At 48.9% G+C, this 17,860-nt stretch carries 17 protein-coding genes; 9 read left to right on the plus strand and 8 right to left on the minus strand.

The annotated features are described in order from the left end of the window. Positions 1-5: 5 nt before the first annotated feature. Entirely contained in the window at positions 6-677 is a 672-nt protein-coding gene (locus HJG54_RS18675) for a GvpL/GvpF family gas vesicle protein (RefSeq protein ID WP_316430582.1), read from the plus strand. 41 nt (positions 678-718) lie between these two features. On the opposite strand, the gene HJG54_RS18680 is transcribed toward HJG54_RS18675, so the two are convergent. The 5 genes from HJG54_RS18680 to HJG54_RS18700 all read right to left on the minus strand — a co-directional run bounded on the left by HJG54_RS18680 (position 719) and on the right by HJG54_RS18700 (position 6,332). After that, on the minus strand, positions 719-1,585 hold the full coding sequence (locus HJG54_RS18680) for a tetratricopeptide repeat protein (RefSeq protein WP_035997416.1): 867 nt from the start codon (positions 1,583-1,585) through the stop codon (positions 719-721). Between the two features lie 142 nt (positions 1,586-1,727). Beyond that, the gene (locus HJG54_RS18685; RefSeq protein ID WP_316430584.1) at positions 1,728-2,513 is read right to left on the minus strand and encodes an HAD family hydrolase; all 786 of its coding nucleotides are present in this window, start codon (positions 2,511-2,513) and stop codon (positions 1,728-1,730) included. 339 nt (positions 2,514-2,852) lie between these two features. Further along, positions 2,853-3,524: a peptidoglycan-binding protein gene (locus HJG54_RS18690; protein ID WP_316430585.1), complete on the minus strand. Its 672-nt coding sequence runs from the start codon at positions 3,522-3,524 to the stop codon at positions 2,853-2,855. A 633-nt stretch (positions 3,525-4,157) separates the two neighbouring features. Continuing rightward, on the minus strand, positions 4,158-4,910 hold the full coding sequence (locus HJG54_RS18695) for a hypothetical protein (protein ID WP_316430586.1): 753 nt from the start codon (positions 4,908-4,910) through the stop codon (positions 4,158-4,160). Positions 4,911-5,585: 675 nt separating this feature from the next. Continuing rightward, positions 5,586-6,332 (minus strand): peptidoglycan-binding domain-containing protein, encoded by a 747-nt coding sequence (locus HJG54_RS18700; RefSeq protein ID WP_316430587.1) that lies wholly within the window; start codon positions 6,330-6,332, stop codon positions 5,586-5,588. A gap of 1,553 nt (positions 6,333-7,885) precedes the next feature. Here HJG54_RS18700 and hisG point away from each other — a divergent pair. The 3 genes from hisG (at position 7,886) to HJG54_RS18715 (ending at position 9,377) form a co-directional block, all read left to right on the plus strand. Beyond that, positions 7,886-8,536 carry an ATP phosphoribosyltransferase gene (hisG, locus tag HJG54_RS18705; RefSeq protein WP_316430589.1) on the plus strand — a complete coding sequence of 217 codons (651 nt, stop codon included), beginning with the start codon at positions 7,886-7,888 and terminating at the stop codon, positions 8,534-8,536. A 357-nt stretch (positions 8,537-8,893) separates the two neighbouring features. Then, the gene (locus HJG54_RS18710) at positions 8,894-9,133 is read left to right on the plus strand and encodes a hypothetical protein (RefSeq protein WP_316430590.1); all 240 of its coding nucleotides are present in this window, start codon (positions 8,894-8,896) and stop codon (positions 9,131-9,133) included. A gap of 34 nt (positions 9,134-9,167) precedes the next feature. After that, the gene (locus HJG54_RS18715; protein WP_316430592.1) at positions 9,168-9,377 is read left to right on the plus strand and encodes a hypothetical protein; all 210 of its coding nucleotides are present in this window, start codon (positions 9,168-9,170) and stop codon (positions 9,375-9,377) included. A gap of 20 nt (positions 9,378-9,397) precedes the next feature. On the opposite strand, the gene HJG54_RS18720 is transcribed toward HJG54_RS18715, so the two are convergent. Then, the gene (locus HJG54_RS18720; protein ID WP_316430594.1) at positions 9,398-10,300 is read right to left on the minus strand and encodes a succinate--CoA ligase subunit alpha; all 903 of its coding nucleotides are present in this window, start codon (positions 10,298-10,300) and stop codon (positions 9,398-9,400) included. A 22-nt stretch (positions 10,301-10,322) separates the two neighbouring features. Next, on the minus strand, positions 10,323-11,504 hold the full coding sequence (locus HJG54_RS18725) for a succinate--CoA ligase subunit beta (protein WP_316430596.1): 1,182 nt from the start codon (positions 11,502-11,504) through the stop codon (positions 10,323-10,325). A gap of 1,048 nt (positions 11,505-12,552) precedes the next feature. On the opposite strand from HJG54_RS18725, the gene ald reads away from it, so the two are divergent. The 3 genes from ald to HJG54_RS18740 all read left to right on the plus strand — a co-directional run bounded on the left by ald (position 12,553) and on the right by HJG54_RS18740 (position 14,880). Beyond that, positions 12,553-13,641 carry an alanine dehydrogenase gene (ald, locus tag HJG54_RS18730; protein WP_316430597.1) on the plus strand — a complete coding sequence of 363 codons (1,089 nt, stop codon included), beginning with the start codon at positions 12,553-12,555 and terminating at the stop codon, positions 13,639-13,641. A gap of 142 nt (positions 13,642-13,783) precedes the next feature. Further along, on the plus strand, positions 13,784-13,975 hold the full coding sequence (locus HJG54_RS18735; protein ID WP_316430599.1) for a hypothetical protein: 192 nt from the start codon (positions 13,784-13,786) through the stop codon (positions 13,973-13,975). Between the two features lie 188 nt (positions 13,976-14,163). Beyond that, on the plus strand, positions 14,164-14,880 hold the full coding sequence (locus HJG54_RS18740; protein ID WP_316430600.1) for a PspA/IM30 family protein: 717 nt from the start codon (positions 14,164-14,166) through the stop codon (positions 14,878-14,880). Positions 14,881-15,085: 205 nt separating this feature from the next. On the opposite strand, the gene holA is transcribed toward HJG54_RS18740, so the two are convergent. Continuing rightward, complete coding sequence (gene holA / locus HJG54_RS18745) at positions 15,086-16,075, minus strand: DNA polymerase III subunit delta (protein WP_316430602.1); 990 nt, start codon at positions 16,073-16,075, stop codon at positions 15,086-15,088. 304 nt (positions 16,076-16,379) lie between these two features. On the opposite strand from holA, the gene HJG54_RS18750 reads away from it, so the two are divergent. Both HJG54_RS18750 and HJG54_RS18755 read left to right on the plus strand, forming a co-directional pair. After that, the gene (locus HJG54_RS18750) at positions 16,380-17,168 is read left to right on the plus strand and encodes a DUF1868 domain-containing protein (protein ID WP_316430604.1); all 789 of its coding nucleotides are present in this window, start codon (positions 16,380-16,382) and stop codon (positions 17,166-17,168) included. A 12-nt stretch (positions 17,169-17,180) separates the two neighbouring features. Further along, positions 17,181-17,846 carry a cobalt-precorrin-8X methylmutase gene (locus HJG54_RS18755; RefSeq protein ID WP_316430605.1) on the plus strand — a complete coding sequence of 222 codons (666 nt, stop codon included), beginning with the start codon at positions 17,181-17,183 and terminating at the stop codon, positions 17,844-17,846. Positions 17,847-17,860 lie beyond the last annotated feature (14 nt).

A 17,860-nucleotide genomic window follows, 5' to 3' on the forward strand; every position in this document is an offset into this window, starting at 1 on the left:
GGTCGATGTATACCTATGCCTTTCTGTTGAATGGGGATCGCCCCTTAGAGCTGCCCGAAGGAATTTGGGGGCCGCTGGAGCTTGTTAGCCTTGCCGAATTGGCCGCTCTAGTAGAACCGGATCTAGCGTTTGAGACATTACAACAGAGCGACCGGCAGTTGATGCAGGCAGTGTTATCTCATGACCGGGTAATTCAAGAAGTGTTTCAGCAAACGGCGGTTTTGCCGCTCCGCTTCGGCACTTGCTTCATCTCTCGCCAAGGGTTGCTCGACCATTTACGTGCCCACCAGCAAACCTATCTCGACAAACTGCGCCAGCTTCAAGACAAAGCCGAATACACCCTCAAGGCTGTACCCTTGTCATTGCCAGAACAACCCATCGCCAGTTCTATTAGCGGCAAAGATTACTTTTTGGCCAAACGGCAACTCTATCAAGATCAAGCCCAATGGCAGCAGCAGCAGCAGCAAGAATTAGAATCGCTCAACCGCTTGATTCGCGATCGCTATCCTGGCGCAGTGCGGGGCAACCAGACTAATGACGGCATCGAACGGTTCTACGTGCTGCGTTCCCGTCAGGCAGAATCCGATTTGCAAGCTGACCTAAGCCTCTGGCAAACCCAACTGCTCCACTGGGAACTAAGTCTGGGAGAGCCTTTGCCGCCCTACCATTTTGTCTAGATCTTGTCTAGATCTTGTTTAGAGCCTCGATCCAGCGTGCTTCATTGCGTCACCGACTCATGATTAATCTGCACCAGCGTTTCACGAATTCTGGGCAGGGCAAAAAACTGCTTGGCGTCGGTTAGCAGCCGTTCTCCCCAGAGGTTTTCCTCTAAGAACTCAATTTCAGCGTAGCGGCTATCAAGCCGGAGAGCGGCCTCACCCATTTCCAGAGCTTCAGATTCCATGCCTTCTGCGTAAAGAGCAATTGCTAGGGCCAGTTTGGGTTCTGGCTGATTGCCATCGATGGCAATCGCCTGCCGCCACTGTTCTACCGCATCGTCCGTATTGCCCTGCTCGTAGCGAATCAAGCCAATGTTGTTGACAGCAGGCCAGAACTTTTCGTCGATTTTAACCGCCTTTCTGTACTGCTCGATCGCATCATCAAACCGATTCAGCTTATAGTAAGCATTGCCCAGATCAAATAGAGCACCTGGTGTATCTGGCTTAATTTTCAACCCAGACTTGAGATACTGCACCGCTGCGTTGTAGTCTTCTTCACGGAAGTAGGCCGAACCTAAGGCAAACAGCACCGCCGCATTTTCCTGATCTAGTGAGCGGGCCTTCAGCAAGGCTTGAATCGCCGGACGAAACTGCTCGGTCTGCAAATACAAACTGCCAAGCAACCCCCAAACCTGAGGATTGTCGGGAATGAGTTGGGAAGCCAACTGCGCCCGTGTCAAAGCAAGCTGATATTGCTGAAACTGCGCAAGCTGACTGGCCTCTTGAGCCAGAATTAGCCCCTGCTGCTCCAGTTGTTCGCTGTCTAACTGCAAAACATGGGGAATCAACGCCTGCCCCTGCACAGGCAGCGCAGCACTCCACAATCCCAAAACGGCAAGTGAAATCAGGGAAAAATGCTTTAGCACGGTTTAATCGCTTGAATAATTTAAGGCTGTCAGATAGCTTAGACGATTTACACCCGAAGATGGCAAAAATCTTTTTTAATCCTGTTTTATTTCAGCACAGTCATATTTCAGCCCAGATCTCTAGCAACAGCAGTTATTCTACCTAAACTCGATGAGACGCTTTCAGCAAAGCATCCGCTAACGAAACCTGGAAATAGGTTGCGCCTTCAGCATCACCTTGCAGCACCTGAAAAGGCATATCCGGTTCACCCAAATGATCTAGCACAATAGCAGCCCCGGAGAAATCTTGAGAACGGGTATAGTCGTTGACGGTGACAACCGTTGTTAGGCCCGCCTGACGCGCCGACTCTAACCCCGCCTGGGAATCTTCAAAAGCCAAGCAGTAGGCTGGATCGAGCTGCATTTCGTTCAGGGCATAGTGGTAGATATCGGGAGCAGGCTTTTTGGCAGGCACAATATCACCCGCTGCAATCAGTTCAAACCAACTTAGACTCTCTGGTCCCAGGGCTGCTTCCAGTAAAGCCGTGACATTATCGGGGGTAGTGGTTGTCGCAATTGCTAGCCGCAGACCTGCTGCTCGAGCTTCCGTTAACAAGCGCCGCACACCTGGACGTAGAGAAATACCGCCGGTCTGTAGCAGCTGCACATAATAGTTGGTTTTAGCCTTGTGTAGCCCCGCGATCCACTCCTGCTCACTCATGCCAGCAGACAAAGGAGGCACAAATTCTGGCAAATACTGCTGCCAAAAATGTCGAATCCGCTCTTTGCCACCTGTAACAGCTAACAGCTCGCCATAGCGTTCCGGCGTCCAGTTCCAATCGAGGCCAGCAGCGGCAAATGCCTGGTTAAAGGCAACTCGATGACCATCTCGCTCGGTCTCTGCCAAGGTGCCATCCACATCAAAAATCAGAGCTTGCAGTTGAAACATAAAATTGCTTATGGTACAATTGTACTGGTTAACAACTCCTCAACTCCTCCAGGGTACCCTGATTTATTCACCTGACAGATCGATCGTTTTCTTAAGGCTTTGATTAGATTTGTTAATAACGAAAAATAGTTGCCGTTTCCGCTGTCGTTTTCAGCGAATTGGTTTATAAAATAAGGCGGCGTTGCATTAAAGCGACGGATGAGATCGGGATGGCCGTCCCTCTCTCCAGCGCTAGTCTTTTGATTTGACTACCGCTGATACCGTAACTTAACAACGCCGCCCTTCACCAAGAGCCTTTAGTTGTCTCCGCTATTGGCTCATTGCACAAGCCTGGGATGATTAGGCACCTGCGCCAGCCAGTCCCAGGCTATCTAATGTTTGACCACCCGCAATTCCATCAACCAATAGACCGTTCGCCTCTTGATAGGCCTTCACGGCTGATTTGGTTTGATAGCCAAACAGACCATCCACCGGCCCCGGATCAAAGCCGTTATCTAGGAGCGCCTGTTGCAGCAGAGCCACAATTTCACCCGAAGAGCCTAGCTTCAACAGGTTAGGGTCAGTCACTGGATGAAATGCAATCTCGTGGTAATCATTGTCTTTGTGGTAGCCATTGTCAGCGTGCTTGTCGTAATGCTTGTCGTAATGCTTGTCGTAGGAATAGTCGTGGGAATAGTCCTGGCTGTAGTAGTGGGGGTAATGGTGGCTAGGCTTGGAATGATACTGCGGATAGTAACAGCAGCTTGGACGATAGTAGACCGGACGATAAACGACCGGCTGATAATAAACCGGACGACAGCAGCCGTGATAGCCATAGGAGCCATAGGAGCCATAGGCAGAAGCTGGAGAAGTCGCCAGCACACCACCGGCTAGAACCGTACCTGTAATTCCAAGCACACTAGCCGCTGTTTTCCCAGATAACTTCAGGTTTTCACTAGGGTTCAGTTCCAAGTCTGATAATTCAGAAGTTTCGTAATTTTGAGCCAGTTGAAAATAAGCAACTGTTTCCATAAAATTCTGCTCCTCAAACTGTGAGAGAGGTTGATTTAATCGACTGAATCGATTGAGTTAGAGCCAACTCTTGAAATCAAAAATTGACCCTTAGCCCTCATTTTTACATCGATACAGAGAAAATAATAACCCCCTCACATCAAGCGCGAGGTGTTTTTCAGCTCTTCAACACTGATCTGAAGCTGTTTGATAAGTTACAGGATCACTAAAAGTAGAGTTTTTAGAATATTCTCTCACTAGAGAACTCTAGATATGGAATTTCAAAAATTAATAATTTAGCAACAATTGAATTTTGTATATCAACGTTCTTACATAACTATTTTGAGTAATCTATGCAAGAAAACTTCAAGTATTGAAAATTACTTAAGGCTCGAAGATTTCCACAGCAAAAGGAGAGAACACTCTCTATACAGAGCGTTCTCACCACTACGCATTTCCCAATTCGAAGCTTCAATCCAACTTACATAGGGAGGCTGTTCTTGCTTGCTAACTCCTCGAACAATCTCTGATCATGTTTGCTGTTTTTTTCACGTCAACCTGCAATAGTTAGCTGCTTAGTCAGCAAATCTCAGGTTATTTAACTGAATTCCATTACTGCTTCATCAGTGAACTATTGGGGTTTTAACTGATGTTTCAATAAGCCATTGCAGCTGCTTCAGCTTGGTAGCTGTAGAGGCCACTGCCCGCACTGGGTGCAATACCTGCATTAAAGTGCGCCTGTTGCGGCAACACTACTTCACCCATAGTCCCTAAATGGTTTGCGTTGTTAGTCGGATAGTAGGAAACTTGACCAACACCAGCATGATCAGAGCCAGCAGAGCAGTTGCACGGATTCTGAGAATAGTCTTGCCCATAGCTGTAGCTGTAGTAGTTGGAGTAATCGTTGCCGTAGTGGTTCGAGTAACCCTGACTGTAGTGATCGGAGTAGTCTTGGCTGTAGTAGTCGGAATCGGAGCTGCCGGCAGAATCGGATTGCGAACCAGAACAGGATGGGTGGCAGTTTGAAGGAGGATGAATCGGGCGGGAGATCGGGCGACAGCAGATTGAGGACGACACTACTGGTTTCACGACGACCGGACGCACCACAATCGGCCGCACTACGACTGGACGCACCACAATCGGGCGAGAAACAGCCGGTTGACAGCAAACGGAGGACACAGGGCGCACTACAACTGGAATACAGCAGTTAGAGGAAACTGAGGAAGAGCCAGTAGCGGAGGCCGGGTCGGCAGCTAATACTCCACCCACTAAAACCGCGCCTGTAATTCCAACGACGCTAGCCGCTGCTTTTCCAGAGAGTTTTACATCCTTCACCTCAAAGTTTGAGCTTGATGACTCGAAATCTTCGTAATTCTGAGCTAACTGAAGATAGGCCAACGTCTCCATATCGGTTTCTCTCCTCAAAATGCGAGCAAGGGTAAGTTGAATTGATGCAATCTATTCCAATAATTGAGCTAGAGAGTCAAAGTTTTTGTTTAAAAAACAGTTCTCAGATTCATTATTGCACCGTTACAGAAAAAATAGTAACCCTCCAGGTCAGACAAAGAGAGCTTTCCAACTCCTCAACTGTGTTTCTAGGAATTACAGCCTGGAACGAACCCCACAGGTAGAGCCTTACTGAAGTTTATTTTTCGGGAAGCTGCTAGATATAGAATTTTCAAATCGTGATTCTGATCAATTAAATTTAGTAAATTGCAGTTTTTATCCAGATGATTCTGAATAGTTGATGCCAGAAAACTTTGAAATAGCAGAAATTGCTTAAACCTCAGAAATTGAGTTCAGAAAATAAGTACAGGAAAGTGAGGTAAAGCCATCAACTCACCTCTAACCAAAACTAATTGATTAGAGCTAAACTTTACCTCACTATTGAACCAGGTAGATGCGAAGATCAAAGCTTCAATCAAAGCAATTGAAATAACTAGTCCAATAAACTCGCTCTATTTCCTGGATCGGATAAAGCTGTGAGAGCAATGCCACCCTCACAGCCAGTTTTTCAGTTTAGACTTGACAAATTGAGAACAATCTGTTGAAATACCAGCCTAGATGACTCGATTACTACCCCTAGTAGAGTCCTAAAGCGCTGGCAGTGGCTGGGCCTACAATGCCATCAGGTACCAGCCCTACGGCGTGTTGGAAGGCAACAACGGCACCTTGAGTTTCCGGACCGAAGACACCATCAACCGCCACGTGGAAACCAGCGTAGTTCAGCGCAACCTGAATGTCGTAGGTGCTGTAGCCGTAGGAAACGCCGCAGTAGTCATGGCAGCCGCCGCCATAGCCACCACCATAGCCATAGTCATAGCCGTAGCCACCGCCATAGCCGTAACTAACTGGATAACCGCCGCCGCAGTAGTCGCCACAACCGCCGCCATAGCCATAGTCGTAGCTAACTGGATAATAGTCATCCTTGCAGTAGTCGTAGCAAGAGTCGTGCTTGGGATAGCTAACGCCGCAGTAGTCGTAGCAGCCGTGGCTGACAGGATAGCCGCCGCCGCAGTAGTGGTCGTAGCAATCGTCCTTGTAGGACTTGAAGGAGACGTTGTAGGTCTGGTAGGACGTCACTAGGTAGCCGCCACCGACGAAGGTAGGTCCACAGTAGTCACCGCAGCCATAGTCATGGCTATAGCCATAAGCCTGAGCTGGAGCATCGGTTGCCACGCCTACAGCAATGGCAGCCCCTGCAACTCCCAAAAGCGTCCCTGTCACCTTGCCCGACATTCTAATTGCATTCAAAGCCTCAAGCGTTAGCTCCTTATCCTCAAGATTTTCGTGCTCTTGAGTCACTTGGAGATAAGCAAGTGATTCCATAGGTTTCTTCTCCTCAAATAGTGGGTAACGTTTCCATACTGAAACTGCTCATCGATCGCCGATCAAACTATGCAGTTTAGATAGTTCACACTCCGCTCTTGAAAATCCAAGTGTTTTATACCCGACAGACCAATTCAGTTAGAAAATCAGAGCAGTTGTGAGTAGTTTTATGGAAAAACAGAGAATAGAAGATTGATTTTTCTCTGCTGCTTCAAATTTAGCATGATTAAATCTGAAGTAGATCAAAAAATTCAACATTTGTGGTCTAGTTCGCTTCAAATTTTGCTAATTACGCTAAATCTAGGAGCTAAAAATCTAGCGAGAGAAATAGTTTCAATCATTGAAGCGACACAATTGCTGTGAAGTAAAACTAGCGATCACGCCCTGGGCAATTCTTCAGAGAATTAGCTAGTAGCTAACAGGAAATTCTCAATCCCTAAACTCAGCTAACTCTACTTTAGATTGCCGTATAGATACCTGAATGCGAACAAAACTGCTGCGCTAATTCACTGCGCCTTATCAGTTCGTTTATTCAAAGTAAATCAATAGAGCAACTTAGCTAAAGCCAGTAATTGAGGTAGGCAAAATGCAACTTCAGTGCCAGCTAGCCATTCAAGAATTTTTCGTAGCTTTACCACAGCCCGACCATTCTGAAACCTTAAGCAGTGAATCAATAGCAGCGTCAGCAATTTCACACAATGCTTGAATATGCGCAATGGCATAGCCCTTTTGACAAACCCAGAAGAAGCTTTGGACAAGCACTCAGCCAATCCTAGATTGGCATCACTGAGGCTCAACCGAATTTTCTATCTCAGGCGGGATTTCTGACTTAACGCATAATCTTGCATTTGGGCAGCTAACGGTCTATTTGCTTGAGCATTTAGATTCTTGATGCTAGAACCTAAACTCACTGACATACCTGAGAAGCAGTCGGCAATCCCAAAAACCTAGATTGAATAAGAAACGGCTTCCAAATGACTTTCCAACACGTCCTGAAAGAGCAATTCGTTATTGATCTAGGTTTATTCTACGAATATCACAATTTAATTTAAGGCGCAACTTTTTGACGGTAGAAAAATCATTTCTAGTGTGGACAACGGCCTTAGCCCCTCCCTAGCTCTGCAATTAGGTAAGCTTTGGAAGCCGCTCTACATGCAGCGTTTTGTTTAAGTCTGCCATGATTAAAACTCACGATATGGTGTTACTCTTAATCCACACCAAGCAGCAGAAAATAAGGCTGTTAAGTAATAGAAATTCCTATATATAGAGGTAGATATTTTTATATCAGCAAGCAAACGCTATATGTAGCGTAGGTAAATAGAATTTTTGTCAGAGCAATCTAAAATAATCCGCAAAACGCTAAATCTGTGGTGGTGGGTCATACGACCCAATTAAACAATCAGCTAAACGAACACCTTTCCAGGATGGGTGCGGCGCACAAGCATCTTGTCCACCTCTAGCCAGAATTGACGACCAGAATTGACGCCGAACACCCTCTACAGGGATGGTTATTTTAGTGCTGTTACGCTGCTATGTAGGAACTGACTAAAACTATGATTACCGTTGCCTTGCCCAAGGGCGGATTATTAGCCGACAGTATTCGTTTGCTCAAATCAATCGGTCTAGACTTTAGCGCCTTTTTAGATTCGTCTAACCGCCAGTTGGAAATCTGGGACACTGATCATCAAGCCAAAGCATTACTCGTGCGCAATACCGATGTACCGGTATATGTTGAGTATGGGCAGGCCCAGCTCGGCATTGTCGGCTATGACATTTTGCGAGAGAAACGGTCTCAGGTGGCTCATTTAATCGATCTAGGGTATGGCCATTGCCGTATGTCCGTGGCAGTCAAGGCTAGTAGTCCTTATCGGTCTGCAGTGGAACTGCCGCCCCACAGTCGCGTCGCTAGCAAATTTGTTCAGTGCGCCCATGAATACTTTCAAAGTTTGGAGCTGCCTGTGGAAATTGTGCCTCTCTATGGCTCAGTCGAGCTGGGGCCAATTACCGGCATGTCAGAAGCAATTGTGGATTTAGTTGCCACAGGTCGCACTTTGAAGGAAAACAATCTAATTGAAATTGAGCAAATTTTTGACAGCACGGCTCGCCTGATTGCCCATCCCCTCAGCTATCGGCTCAACCGCGATGGCCTTCAGGAACAGATTCAGCGGATTCAAGCCGCCGTTGAAGCATCGATTGCAGGCTGAAGCATTGCAAGGGCGTTGCCCAGTAATTGTGTTTTTGTTCGTTTGAGTCATATCAAATCCGGTTGATCAGCCAGAGTTCGCGTAGAGGCGTTTCGGCGAAACGCCCGTACAACGCGGCATTTAAATTTAGGGCGTTTAGTCGGATTTGGTATAATACCATTTCCCTTTAATCGGGCTACAGATTACAGCATTCGATGGGTTGCGGTATGCAGCTTCCGTAATTCAAAACTCGGTTCGGCTGACTCACCGGAAGCCAAAACTTAAAACTAAGAATTGGTATAAGTCCGTCCGGAAGCGGGCTACTTCTTGCTGTGGAATCTTCCATAGGCTCATTGCAGGAAGCAGCAGGAAATTCCTATGGACTCTTCAACGACCGAACGGATTTTGGTGATCTTGCTAGGGCTAGTGTTTATCAGCTCGATTGCGGCTTTGGTCTATCAGCTGCTCACTATTTCCGCTAGAGACAATACCGTGCCGTACAGTTTTGCCATTGAGCCAATTGTTGCGGCGACCGATAGTTTGGAGTCAACTGATTTTGCCCTTCCATCCCACCTTCCATCCCAATCACTGCATAATTTTGCAGCGTCGGGCCTATAAGTCTTCAGAAGATGAGCTGATTGAGGCAACGGTCATGCAAGTCAAGTGGGGCAAGATGGTGATCAAGCTAACGGTCTGGCTAACGGCTGAAATTTTGCTCGGTTTAGTCGGATTAGATAATTTGGCCGACTATGGTGAATTTACTGCAGGCGACTACACCGTCTCGTCTCACTATCGCCCCGCTCAAACTCTGCTGCATACCCCACTGCCCAATCCGCTGTTCGCAGCGCCTGTGTTCTCCTGAACTGCGAAGCTGAAGCTGAATCATTCGGTGCGGCTCTTAGCCAACGCTTGCTCAACTAATTTAGGAATTTTGGAGGGGCGATCGGCGACAGGAACTTTTGCTTGCTTAAAGGCGGCTAGCTTGCTGGTAGCAGTACCAATTTCTGCCCCCAACCCAGCAATTTGAGATGCAATAATGGCCCCGGCATGGCTGCTGATCTGTTCCTTCGGAGCAGTTGTACCAGCAATGTAAGCAACCACAGGTTTATCGATAGTTTCAGCGATGTAAAGGGCGGCCTGCTCTTCGCTATCGCCACCAATTTCACCGATTAGCACAATCGCTTCAGTGCAGTCATCTTCTTCTAGGATTTGTAGCCATTGCTGAAACGAAGAGCCATGAATCCGATCGCCGCCGATTCCAACCGCAATCGATTGACCTAGCCCAGCCCGTGTCAGCTCTAATGCCACTTCGTAGGTAAGGGTACCACTGCGGCTAATCAGACCTACAGGGCCAGACATGTAGCAGTAGGGAGGATGGGTGCCTAGCAAAATTTGGTCGGGCACGATCACCCCAGGGCTGCTAGAGCCAACCACCAGCGTTTCTGTGGCTTCCGCCTCCCGCAAAAGCCGCACCATGTCCAAGGGCGGCACTCCTTCTGTAATCAGAATTAGCTGTCGAATTCCAGCGGCCATCGCTTCTAACGCCGCATCTAACACTTCATAGGGAGGGGCGAAAATTACAGTTGTATCAATGTGGTCAGTGATATCCAAAGCCTGTTCCACCAAATCGAAGACGGGGATGTCTTCAACCGTTGTACCGCCATAGCCCGCGCTGACGCCTGCCACAATTGACGTTCCATAGGCCCGCATAATCGGCACATGTAAAGAGCCAAGTGCTTCAGCAATTCCTTGAACCAGCACTTTACTATCGGCAGTGAAATTCATGGTAAACAGACAACTTTACACCTCAGGCAGATGCGAGCAGCAAGGAAGGCGGCTTCCCCGGCTTGGCAGCAGTGGCAGCAGTGAGGCCAACCGTTTCAGCAATAGCATCATCCATTGACTCGTACACTGGTATATCCATTGCTGCCAATAGCCCACGACCCGCAGGAAACTGATCTCCCACCAGCCGCACGACCAAAGTCGGCAATTGCCGATTAGCTGGCTGCCATTTTAACCAAGAGGCAATCGTTTCAGCAATTTGCAGGCAGGAAACTACCCCACCCACCAGGTTTATACAAATGACCTTAACGCCCTTCTCCTGAATCAACAGGTCGAGTCCCTGCTTCAGCCGGTCTTGTAGATCGCTGGTAGAGGCACACTGGCGATAATCTGCGCCCAGATCAACGAAACTGGCTGGTTTGCCTTTGGCTTTGTGCAGCAGGTCGAGGGTTGCCATTGTTAGCCCCGCTCCGTTGCACAGCACACCAATATTGCCTTCACGGGCCACCCAATTCAGATCAGAAACTGGTAGACCGGCTTGGGTGGGGATGGTCGCTAACAAGGCTGCCAAGTCAGGCTGGCGTCCTAGGGCGGCATCGTTGACAGTGATTTTGCCATCAAGCGCCATTAACTCACCGCTGCTGCTGACAGCTAATGGATTGATTTCAACTAGATCCAGGTCTCGCTCAGCAAACAGATGATACATTTTTTCAACTAGAGCACTGACCGAGCGCATCAGATTTCCTTGTAGGCCCATTTTCAGCGCTAGACGACGGGCATAGAAGGGCGAGAATTCTTGATCAACCACTACCTGCCGCATATGCTTGAGGGACGATTCGACATCAATCCCACCAAATTGAGACCCCAACAGCAGAGGCCGACGGCTAGAAGGATCCAGAGTAACAGCTAAATAAAATTCTCGTTCGGGATTGTACTTTGCCTCTGCCAGCAACACCTTTGGATACTTGCCCATAATCGGCAGATGGAAAATTGCTTGAGCTGCCGCAATCGCGTCGATTGTATTTTCAACGAAGCGAATTCCGCCCAGTTTGCCCCGCGCTCCCGTATACACCTGCGACTTGAGAACAACCGGGAAAGGAATTCTCAATCCCTTCAAGTCGGTGGGATGATCAATGCGCTGGGAGGGCAAAACTGGAATGCCCATCTGACGGAATAATTCCTTGGCTTGATACTCTAGCAAATCCATTTTTCTAATCCAAACTGATGCTAACTAAATCCCTGGAAAGCTATCAGCGTAAGTAATTTGGGTTAAGGGAAAGTAAAGATAGCTTTCTTGAGCGTACCCACTAACTGAAATTGCGTATGCAACAAAAGCTGCACTTTTGAAAAAATGTTTTGCGGACTTTGATTACAGACTTTTCCAGATGGGTTAGCAATGAGGCTGAACAAAGACAATATTGTTGACTAGCTTCAGCGTAATCAGCCCGTGCATCTACGCATCCTATCTACGGATAGAGTGTCTAGACAGAGGCTAGAAGAGGTGAAATCAAATTACGCAAATTGTGCTTGCTGAGTACTACCATCGCTGCTCCCCCATCTACTTGCTCTAGCGTTTACTAACCTAAAATACGCACAGCTGTATTGAACCCAAAGGATGGCCAAAGGAACCAGACCAAAACTGCTGCTACTGCTGGTCCAATGTCTTTAGGTTCTGCTAGAAGCAATCAAAGGTCAGAAGGGCTGCAACTGCCGTCACTGCACACTTAGGTACATTTGGGGTCAATTTGAGAGGGGCACTCAACAAGGATCAGCAACAGTGTAACGAATATCAGCCCCCAACTCCCCCTCACACCTTGTACCGGATAGCATGACGCTACACTACCTTACTACCTACCCAGACCTTATTACCTACCCAGACCCCCAAAGGATTTTGCAATTAAAAACTCGGATGATTCAGATAGGTTCTGACTGTACAGCTATACCTCCCACCAAACCCACCTGACTGGGCCGGTCAACCAAATTTGGTAAACCAAAGCCTGGCCAAAGCTGGCGTGCGTTTTCTCAATAAGATGCAGCCTACCACTGCTGCTAGGGTTCGTCAACACCAAGGTATCTTAACGACGCAGCTCTGAATCTGACTACAGTTGGAGGCTATCCCCCTCGGTGGGAATTGTTGCTCTTTACGAACCGAATTGATCGGGCGATTTAAGCTAGAGATGGAGGGGAAGCAGCTAAAGTGCTTTAACTTGCATAGCTTAACCCCATTGGTAACAGAAGAGTGATGAGGTATCGGTATGGAAATTGGTGTGCCCAAAGAAACTAAAGATCAAGAGTTTCGGGTTGGGTTGAGTCCTAGCAGCGTCAGGAGTTTGTCGGATCACGGCCATACGGTTTTTGTTGAAACAAAAGCAGGGCTGGGGGCAGGGTTCACCGATGCCGACTACATTCAAGCAGGTGCCAAAATTGTCACAACGGCTGAAGCAGCCTGGAATCGAGACCTAGTAATTAAGGTGAAAGAACCGCTCGCGCCGGAGTATGAGTTTTTGCAAAAGGGCAAGCTTTTATTCACCTATTTGCACCTGGCAGCAGATCGACCTTTGACCGAGCATTTGATTGATTCTGGCGTCACGGCTATTGCCTACGAAACGGTAGAGCTGGAAAACCGCAGCTTGCCACTTTTAACTCCAATGAGCATTATTGCCGGACGGCTTTCGGTGCAATTTGGGGCACGGTTTTTGGAACGGCAGCAGGGAGGGCGCGGCGTTTTGCTGGGCGGTGTACCAGGTGTGCGGCCAGGAAAGGTGGTGATTTTGGGCGGCGGCGTAGTTGGCACCGAGGCAGCAAAAATGGCTGTGGGTTTAGGGGCACAGGTGCAGATTTTAGATATCAATCTGGAGCGGCTGGCCTATTTGGAGACCCTGTTCGGCTCACGGGTGGAGTTACTCTACAGCAATGCCTCACAAATAGAAACCGTGGTGCCAGAAGCCGATTTGCTGATTGGAGCGGTGCTGGTTCCGGGACGGCGAGCGCCGATCTTAGTGTCGCGTCAGCTAGTAGAACAAATGCGTCCAGGTTCAGTGATTGTAGATGTGGCAGTTGATCAGGGTGGATGCATCGAGACGCTGCATCCAACTTCTCATACTCATCCCACTTATGTAGAAGCGGGCGTCGTCCACTATGGTGTGCCCAATATGCCCGGTTCTGTTCCCTGGACCGCTACCCAAGCGCTCAACAACAGCACCTTTCCTTATGTTTTGAAACTGGCCAATGAAGGAATTCAGGCATTAGAACGCGATCTGGCCTTAGCCAAAGGCGTAAATGTCCAGGATCACCGGCTGGTTCATCCGGCTGTCAAGGAGGTATTTGCGGACCTAGCTGCCTGAACTTCAGATAAACTTCAACATAAAAAACTGTATCTTTAACTACATTTACTCTTGATCGGGACGAGAATAGGAGATATTCGGATGGCGAAGAGGCGCTGAGGCGTCCACCGTCAGTCCAGTTACCTAGTGAGGGTCAATCGTGATGCAACACATTGGTACCGTTCCCGTTCCCAAAACCCCACAAGAGTTAGAGCGAGCGATTCAGCGCTATCGCACGAGTGACCTGCGCGGACGAGAACTCTTCTGTCATTGGCAAGCAATTCGTCTCGCTGCTCTAGCCCAAGCTGCCACCGACATCAGTGGCGACCAAGTTCCGGGTGAGGACAGTTATTAACAGTTATTAACAGTTATTAAACTTGGCTGGTCATCGACCGATTCGGCTTGGTTCTCTGCTGCTGACTCCACTTGGCTCTAGTAAGTGCGATACCATAGGCTTGAGGGTGCTTAAATTAGGGCATCCTGTTTCCTGTGTTGCGGCACTGAACGTTTTGCACCTAACGTAATTGCTGAGCGGAGTCTGCTATGGGATTGTTCGATCGACTTGGGCGAGTGGTTCGTGCGAACCTCAACAGTCTGATCAGCCAAGCCGAAGATCCAGAGAAAATTCTGGAGCAGACGGTGCTGGATATGCAGGACGATTTGATTAAACTGCGGCAAGCCGTCGCCCAAGCAATTGCGACCCAAAAACGCACTGAGCGGCAGTGTGCTCAAGCTCAAACCAACGCAGAAGAATGGTATCGCCGTGCTCAATTAGCGCTGCAAAAAGGCGATGAACTGCTGGCGCGGGATGCCCTTAGCCGTCGCAAAGCTTTACAAGAAACGGCCCAAGCCCTGCAAGCTCAAGTCACACAGCAGACGGGCATTGTTACTCAACTCAAGCAAAACATGCGGACGCTAGAGAGCAAGCTAGCCGAAGCCAAAACTAAAAAAGATATGTATATCGCTCGCGCCCGTTCGGCTCAAGCTTCGCAGCGACTCAACGAAATGATGGGCCGGGTAGGCACACGAGACGCGATGGCCGCCTTTGACCGGATGGAGCAAAAAGTACTGCAACTAGAAGCCCAAGCCGAAGTAGCAGCAGAGCTGAATTCCGGCGGCGAGCTAGAGAAAAAATTTCGAGCGATCGAAAGCGGCAGCGTTGATGCAGAATTGGCCGCGATGAAAGCCCAGCTTAACGGTGGTTCAGTAGGAAGGAATCAGGAGTCAGAAGTTAGGAGTCAGGAGTCGGAATTTTTCTGAATTCTGAAGCAAGCTTTGCGGTAATCAGTAGACCAGAGTCTAAGTAGGTGGGCGCAATGATTGAGAAGACGCATTTCGACTCCGCTCAATGCGCAACGTTTCGGGAAGCAGAGGGTTGAGCGGAGTCGAGACCCGGCATTGTGGAGCGAAGATTAATTTAGCCTACCTACTTATATAGGATTCATAGGATTCTGTGTCAGTCCGATTATCTAGCTTTGTCATAGAGCTGACAAAGCTCAATCACCTTAACTTGCAATGTTTCTAACGTATCGGCTCCCGATTTGAGGCGAAACTCCAACTCCAATAGCATCGGCAGTGCTTGCAGCAGGGCAGCAAGGGGAATCGGTTTTACTTCCTGTTGCAGAAAATAGATTTGTTTGGGGTTATTCACCTCAGCCAGACGAGCAATTTCTCGGTCGTTGCGTTCGCCGGCTTCGAGCATCAGCTTTACCCAGAGGCGGGTGCGGAAATAGCCGACTAGAGTTTGGACAATGCGCAGCGCTGGTTCGTTGCGGTTGAGTAAGTCCCTGACTAGGCTAAGGGCTTTTGCTGTATCGCCTAAGCGAATTGCCGTCGCTAACTGAAGGCTGCTCTGGGTCGAAGTTGTGATCAGATCTGCAACGGCTGTCTCATCGAGGGGGCGCTGACTATTTCCAGCATAGAGCCGCAGTTTTTCCAGCTCGCTGTAGAGCTGGCGGGAATGGTTGCCGACTGATTCGGTTAAGAGAGAAACAGCTCCAGGGGTCAGCTTCACGTTTAGATCAGCAGCAGCTTGACGAACCTGACGGGCAATCTGATCGGTACTCCAGGGCGGAATCGTGCTAAATTCGCGGATTTCGGCATGATTTTGCAGCAGCTTGGTAGATTTCAGCCGTCCATCGGGCTTACTGCTGGTGGTGAATAGTAGCACCGTTTCCTCTGGCAAGACCGGGATGGTGCGCTCTAGCTCGATCAGCAAACTTTCTGGACAGCGCTGGCACAGGGTCGTCTCGGCTAACCAGACAAATCGACAGCCTGCTCCAAATGGAGGGGTCACCGCTAGGTTTAGCCCCTGAATCACTGCATCGATTTGATCGGCAGTGATTTTGCTGTAGTTAAAGTCGGCCCAAGCCGGGTCGAGATATTGCTGACGCAGGGTGGCTACCGCTCGCTCCATCGCAAAATCATCATCACCCCAGTAGAGATAAATGGACATAGCAGGATCCTGACAGGATTGGAAAAATTAGCGAAATTGGTGCAGAGCTGACCCCAAGGCTCAAGTATAGAAGCTGTAGGCTGAAACCCAACCGTCTTTATCTTTGCGTCCCCTCTTCACTCATCTCGATCCTGCCTGAAATTCTCCGTTGGGGACCGATTGCCGCTACATTAAGGGATGGTTGCTCAATAGACTTTTGCAGTTGCCTATATCTGGATTCAACGGTGCCTAGCTATCCATTTGCCCACGGCATTTCTGCAAAAATCTAGTGAGGTTCATTGATTGGAACACGAGGCGAACAAGGTTGGACGACACATATCAGGCTTACATTAATCGAGTGGCAAGGATGACGCTGCCTGACGCTTTTCAGACGCAGGTGCAGTACATTCAGCCGTCTCCCAAATACTACCGAAGTGAAACTGGAGAGATTCGGCCCTCGGCCTTTCCAGGCTATACCATCATTTCGCCGCCTTGGGTAGATGATGATAAAAATGCCAGATTTTATGAACACCTGGAAGCGTATCAGCAGCAGGTTCTACAGCGGCTTGAACCGGGTCTAGTAATTTCTGTACCGGCCAAAAGCTTTCACTTCACGCTGGCAGATCTGATTTGGGCCGGTGCCTATCGCCATGCGGTTGAAAATCCAGACTTTGAGCCACAGCTCTATGCCCAAGTCGCCGAGAGTTTTCGCCAGAGTCAGCCGCTGGTGCGGGCCGAAAAACCAATCTACTGGCAGGTGCTTGGCTTGTTTCTGCGAACACGAGCGATCGGAGTTTGCTTAGTTCCGAAAGACGAAGACTCCTACAATCGCATCGTCGAGCTACGGCGGATGATCTATCAAAATTCGCAGCTAATCGGTCTGGGCATCGAGCAGCAATACAACTTTACCGCTCACATTACCTTAGGCTATTTTGGCGAGGTAGCTGCAACGGTGGACCGGGAGCAGCTCACTCAGCAGTTGATTCAGCTAAACGAATGGTGGTTAGAATCCGGATCGCAAGATCTCTGGGTGCATCGAGCTGACCTACGCAAATTTGATGATATGACCTGCTACTACCGTGAACCCAACTGGCCAACGATGGAGTTTCAGTAAGTTGAATTTATAGTGTCTTCTTTACATCATCCGATTCTGGAGCAAAGCTTTGCGGTGATTGACCGCGAAATTGGCGACCATACTTTTACGTCTCAAGAGTACGCAATTGTGCGGCGGGTAATTCACAGTACAGCAGATTTTGAGTTTAGGGAACTGCTGCGGTTTAGTCCGGATGCAATTGAGCGGGCGATTACTGCATTGGCGAAAGGGGTACCGATTGTCACCGATGTGACAATGGTGAAACAGGGGATTCTAACGCTAGTAGGCAAAACCTTTCAGAACCCCGTGATTGCTGCCGTCGAGCAGGCTAGCGTAGTCGAACCGGGGCGAACCCGGACGGAAACTGGATTACTCACCTGTTGGCAGCAGTTTCCGGAGGCAATCTATGTGATTGGTAATGCGCCGACGGCTCTGTTAGCCTTGTGTGAGCAAATTAATCAGTGTCAGCCAATTCATCAGCCAATTCATCAACCCATCCGTCAGCAATCCCCAGATAACGCAAAAACACCGACGATTGTGATCGGTGCTCCAGTTGGGTTTATTGCGGTGGTGGAATCGAAACAAGCACTGGCCCAGACGGCAGTTCCGCAAATTCGTGTCGAAGGACGGAAAGGCGGCTCTCCGGTAGCGGCAGCCATTCTCAACGCCCTGCTGGTTCTAGCCTGGGAACAGTCCTAGGGACAGTTAGGCAT

Origin of the sequence: Leptolyngbya sp. NK1-12, assembly GCF_032598965.1 — a bacterium.
GTDB lineage: Bacteria > Cyanobacteriota > Cyanobacteriia > Elainellales > Elainellaceae > Elainella.

Excerpts from the sequence above, each read along its gene's own strand:
- HJG54_RS18710 (WP_316430590.1), top strand. The coding sequence starts at position 8,894 with ATGGACTCTTCAACGACCGAACGGATTTTGGTGATCTTGCTAGGGCTA.
- HJG54_RS18675 (WP_316430582.1), top strand. The coding sequence starts at position 6 with ATGTATACCTATGCCTTTCTGTTGAATGGGGATCGCCCCTTAGAGCTG.
- HJG54_RS18690 (WP_316430585.1), bottom strand. The coding sequence starts at position 3,524 with ATGGAAACAGTTGCTTATTTTCAACTGGCTCAAAATTACGAAACTTCT.
- hisG (WP_316430589.1), top strand. The coding sequence starts at position 7,886 with ATGATTACCGTTGCCTTGCCCAAGGGCGGATTATTAGCCGACAGTATT.
- ald (WP_316430597.1), top strand. The coding sequence starts at position 12,553 with ATGGAAATTGGTGTGCCCAAAGAAACTAAAGATCAAGAGTTTCGGGTT.
- HJG54_RS18715 (WP_316430592.1), top strand. The coding sequence starts at position 9,168 with ATGCAAGTCAAGTGGGGCAAGATGGTGATCAAGCTAACGGTCTGGCTA.
- HJG54_RS18695 (WP_316430586.1), bottom strand. The coding sequence starts at position 4,910 with ATGGAGACGTTGGCCTATCTTCAGTTAGCTCAGAATTACGAAGATTTC.
- holA (WP_316430602.1), bottom strand. The coding sequence starts at position 16,075 with ATGTCCATTTATCTCTACTGGGGTGATGATGATTTTGCGATGGAGCGA.
- HJG54_RS18720 (WP_316430594.1), bottom strand. The coding sequence starts at position 10,300 with ATGAATTTCACTGCCGATAGTAAAGTGCTGGTTCAAGGAATTGCTGAA.
- HJG54_RS18700 (WP_316430587.1), bottom strand. The coding sequence starts at position 6,332 with ATGGAATCACTTGCTTATCTCCAAGTGACTCAAGAGCACGAAAATCTT.
- HJG54_RS18740 (WP_316430600.1), top strand. The coding sequence starts at position 14,164 with ATGGGATTGTTCGATCGACTTGGGCGAGTGGTTCGTGCGAACCTCAAC.
- HJG54_RS18685 (WP_316430584.1), bottom strand. The coding sequence starts at position 2,513 with ATGTTTCAACTGCAAGCTCTGATTTTTGATGTGGATGGCACCTTGGCA.
- HJG54_RS18735 (WP_316430599.1), top strand. The coding sequence starts at position 13,784 with ATGCAACACATTGGTACCGTTCCCGTTCCCAAAACCCCACAAGAGTTA.
- HJG54_RS18725 (WP_316430596.1), bottom strand. The coding sequence starts at position 11,504 with ATGGATTTGCTAGAGTATCAAGCCAAGGAATTATTCCGTCAGATGGGC.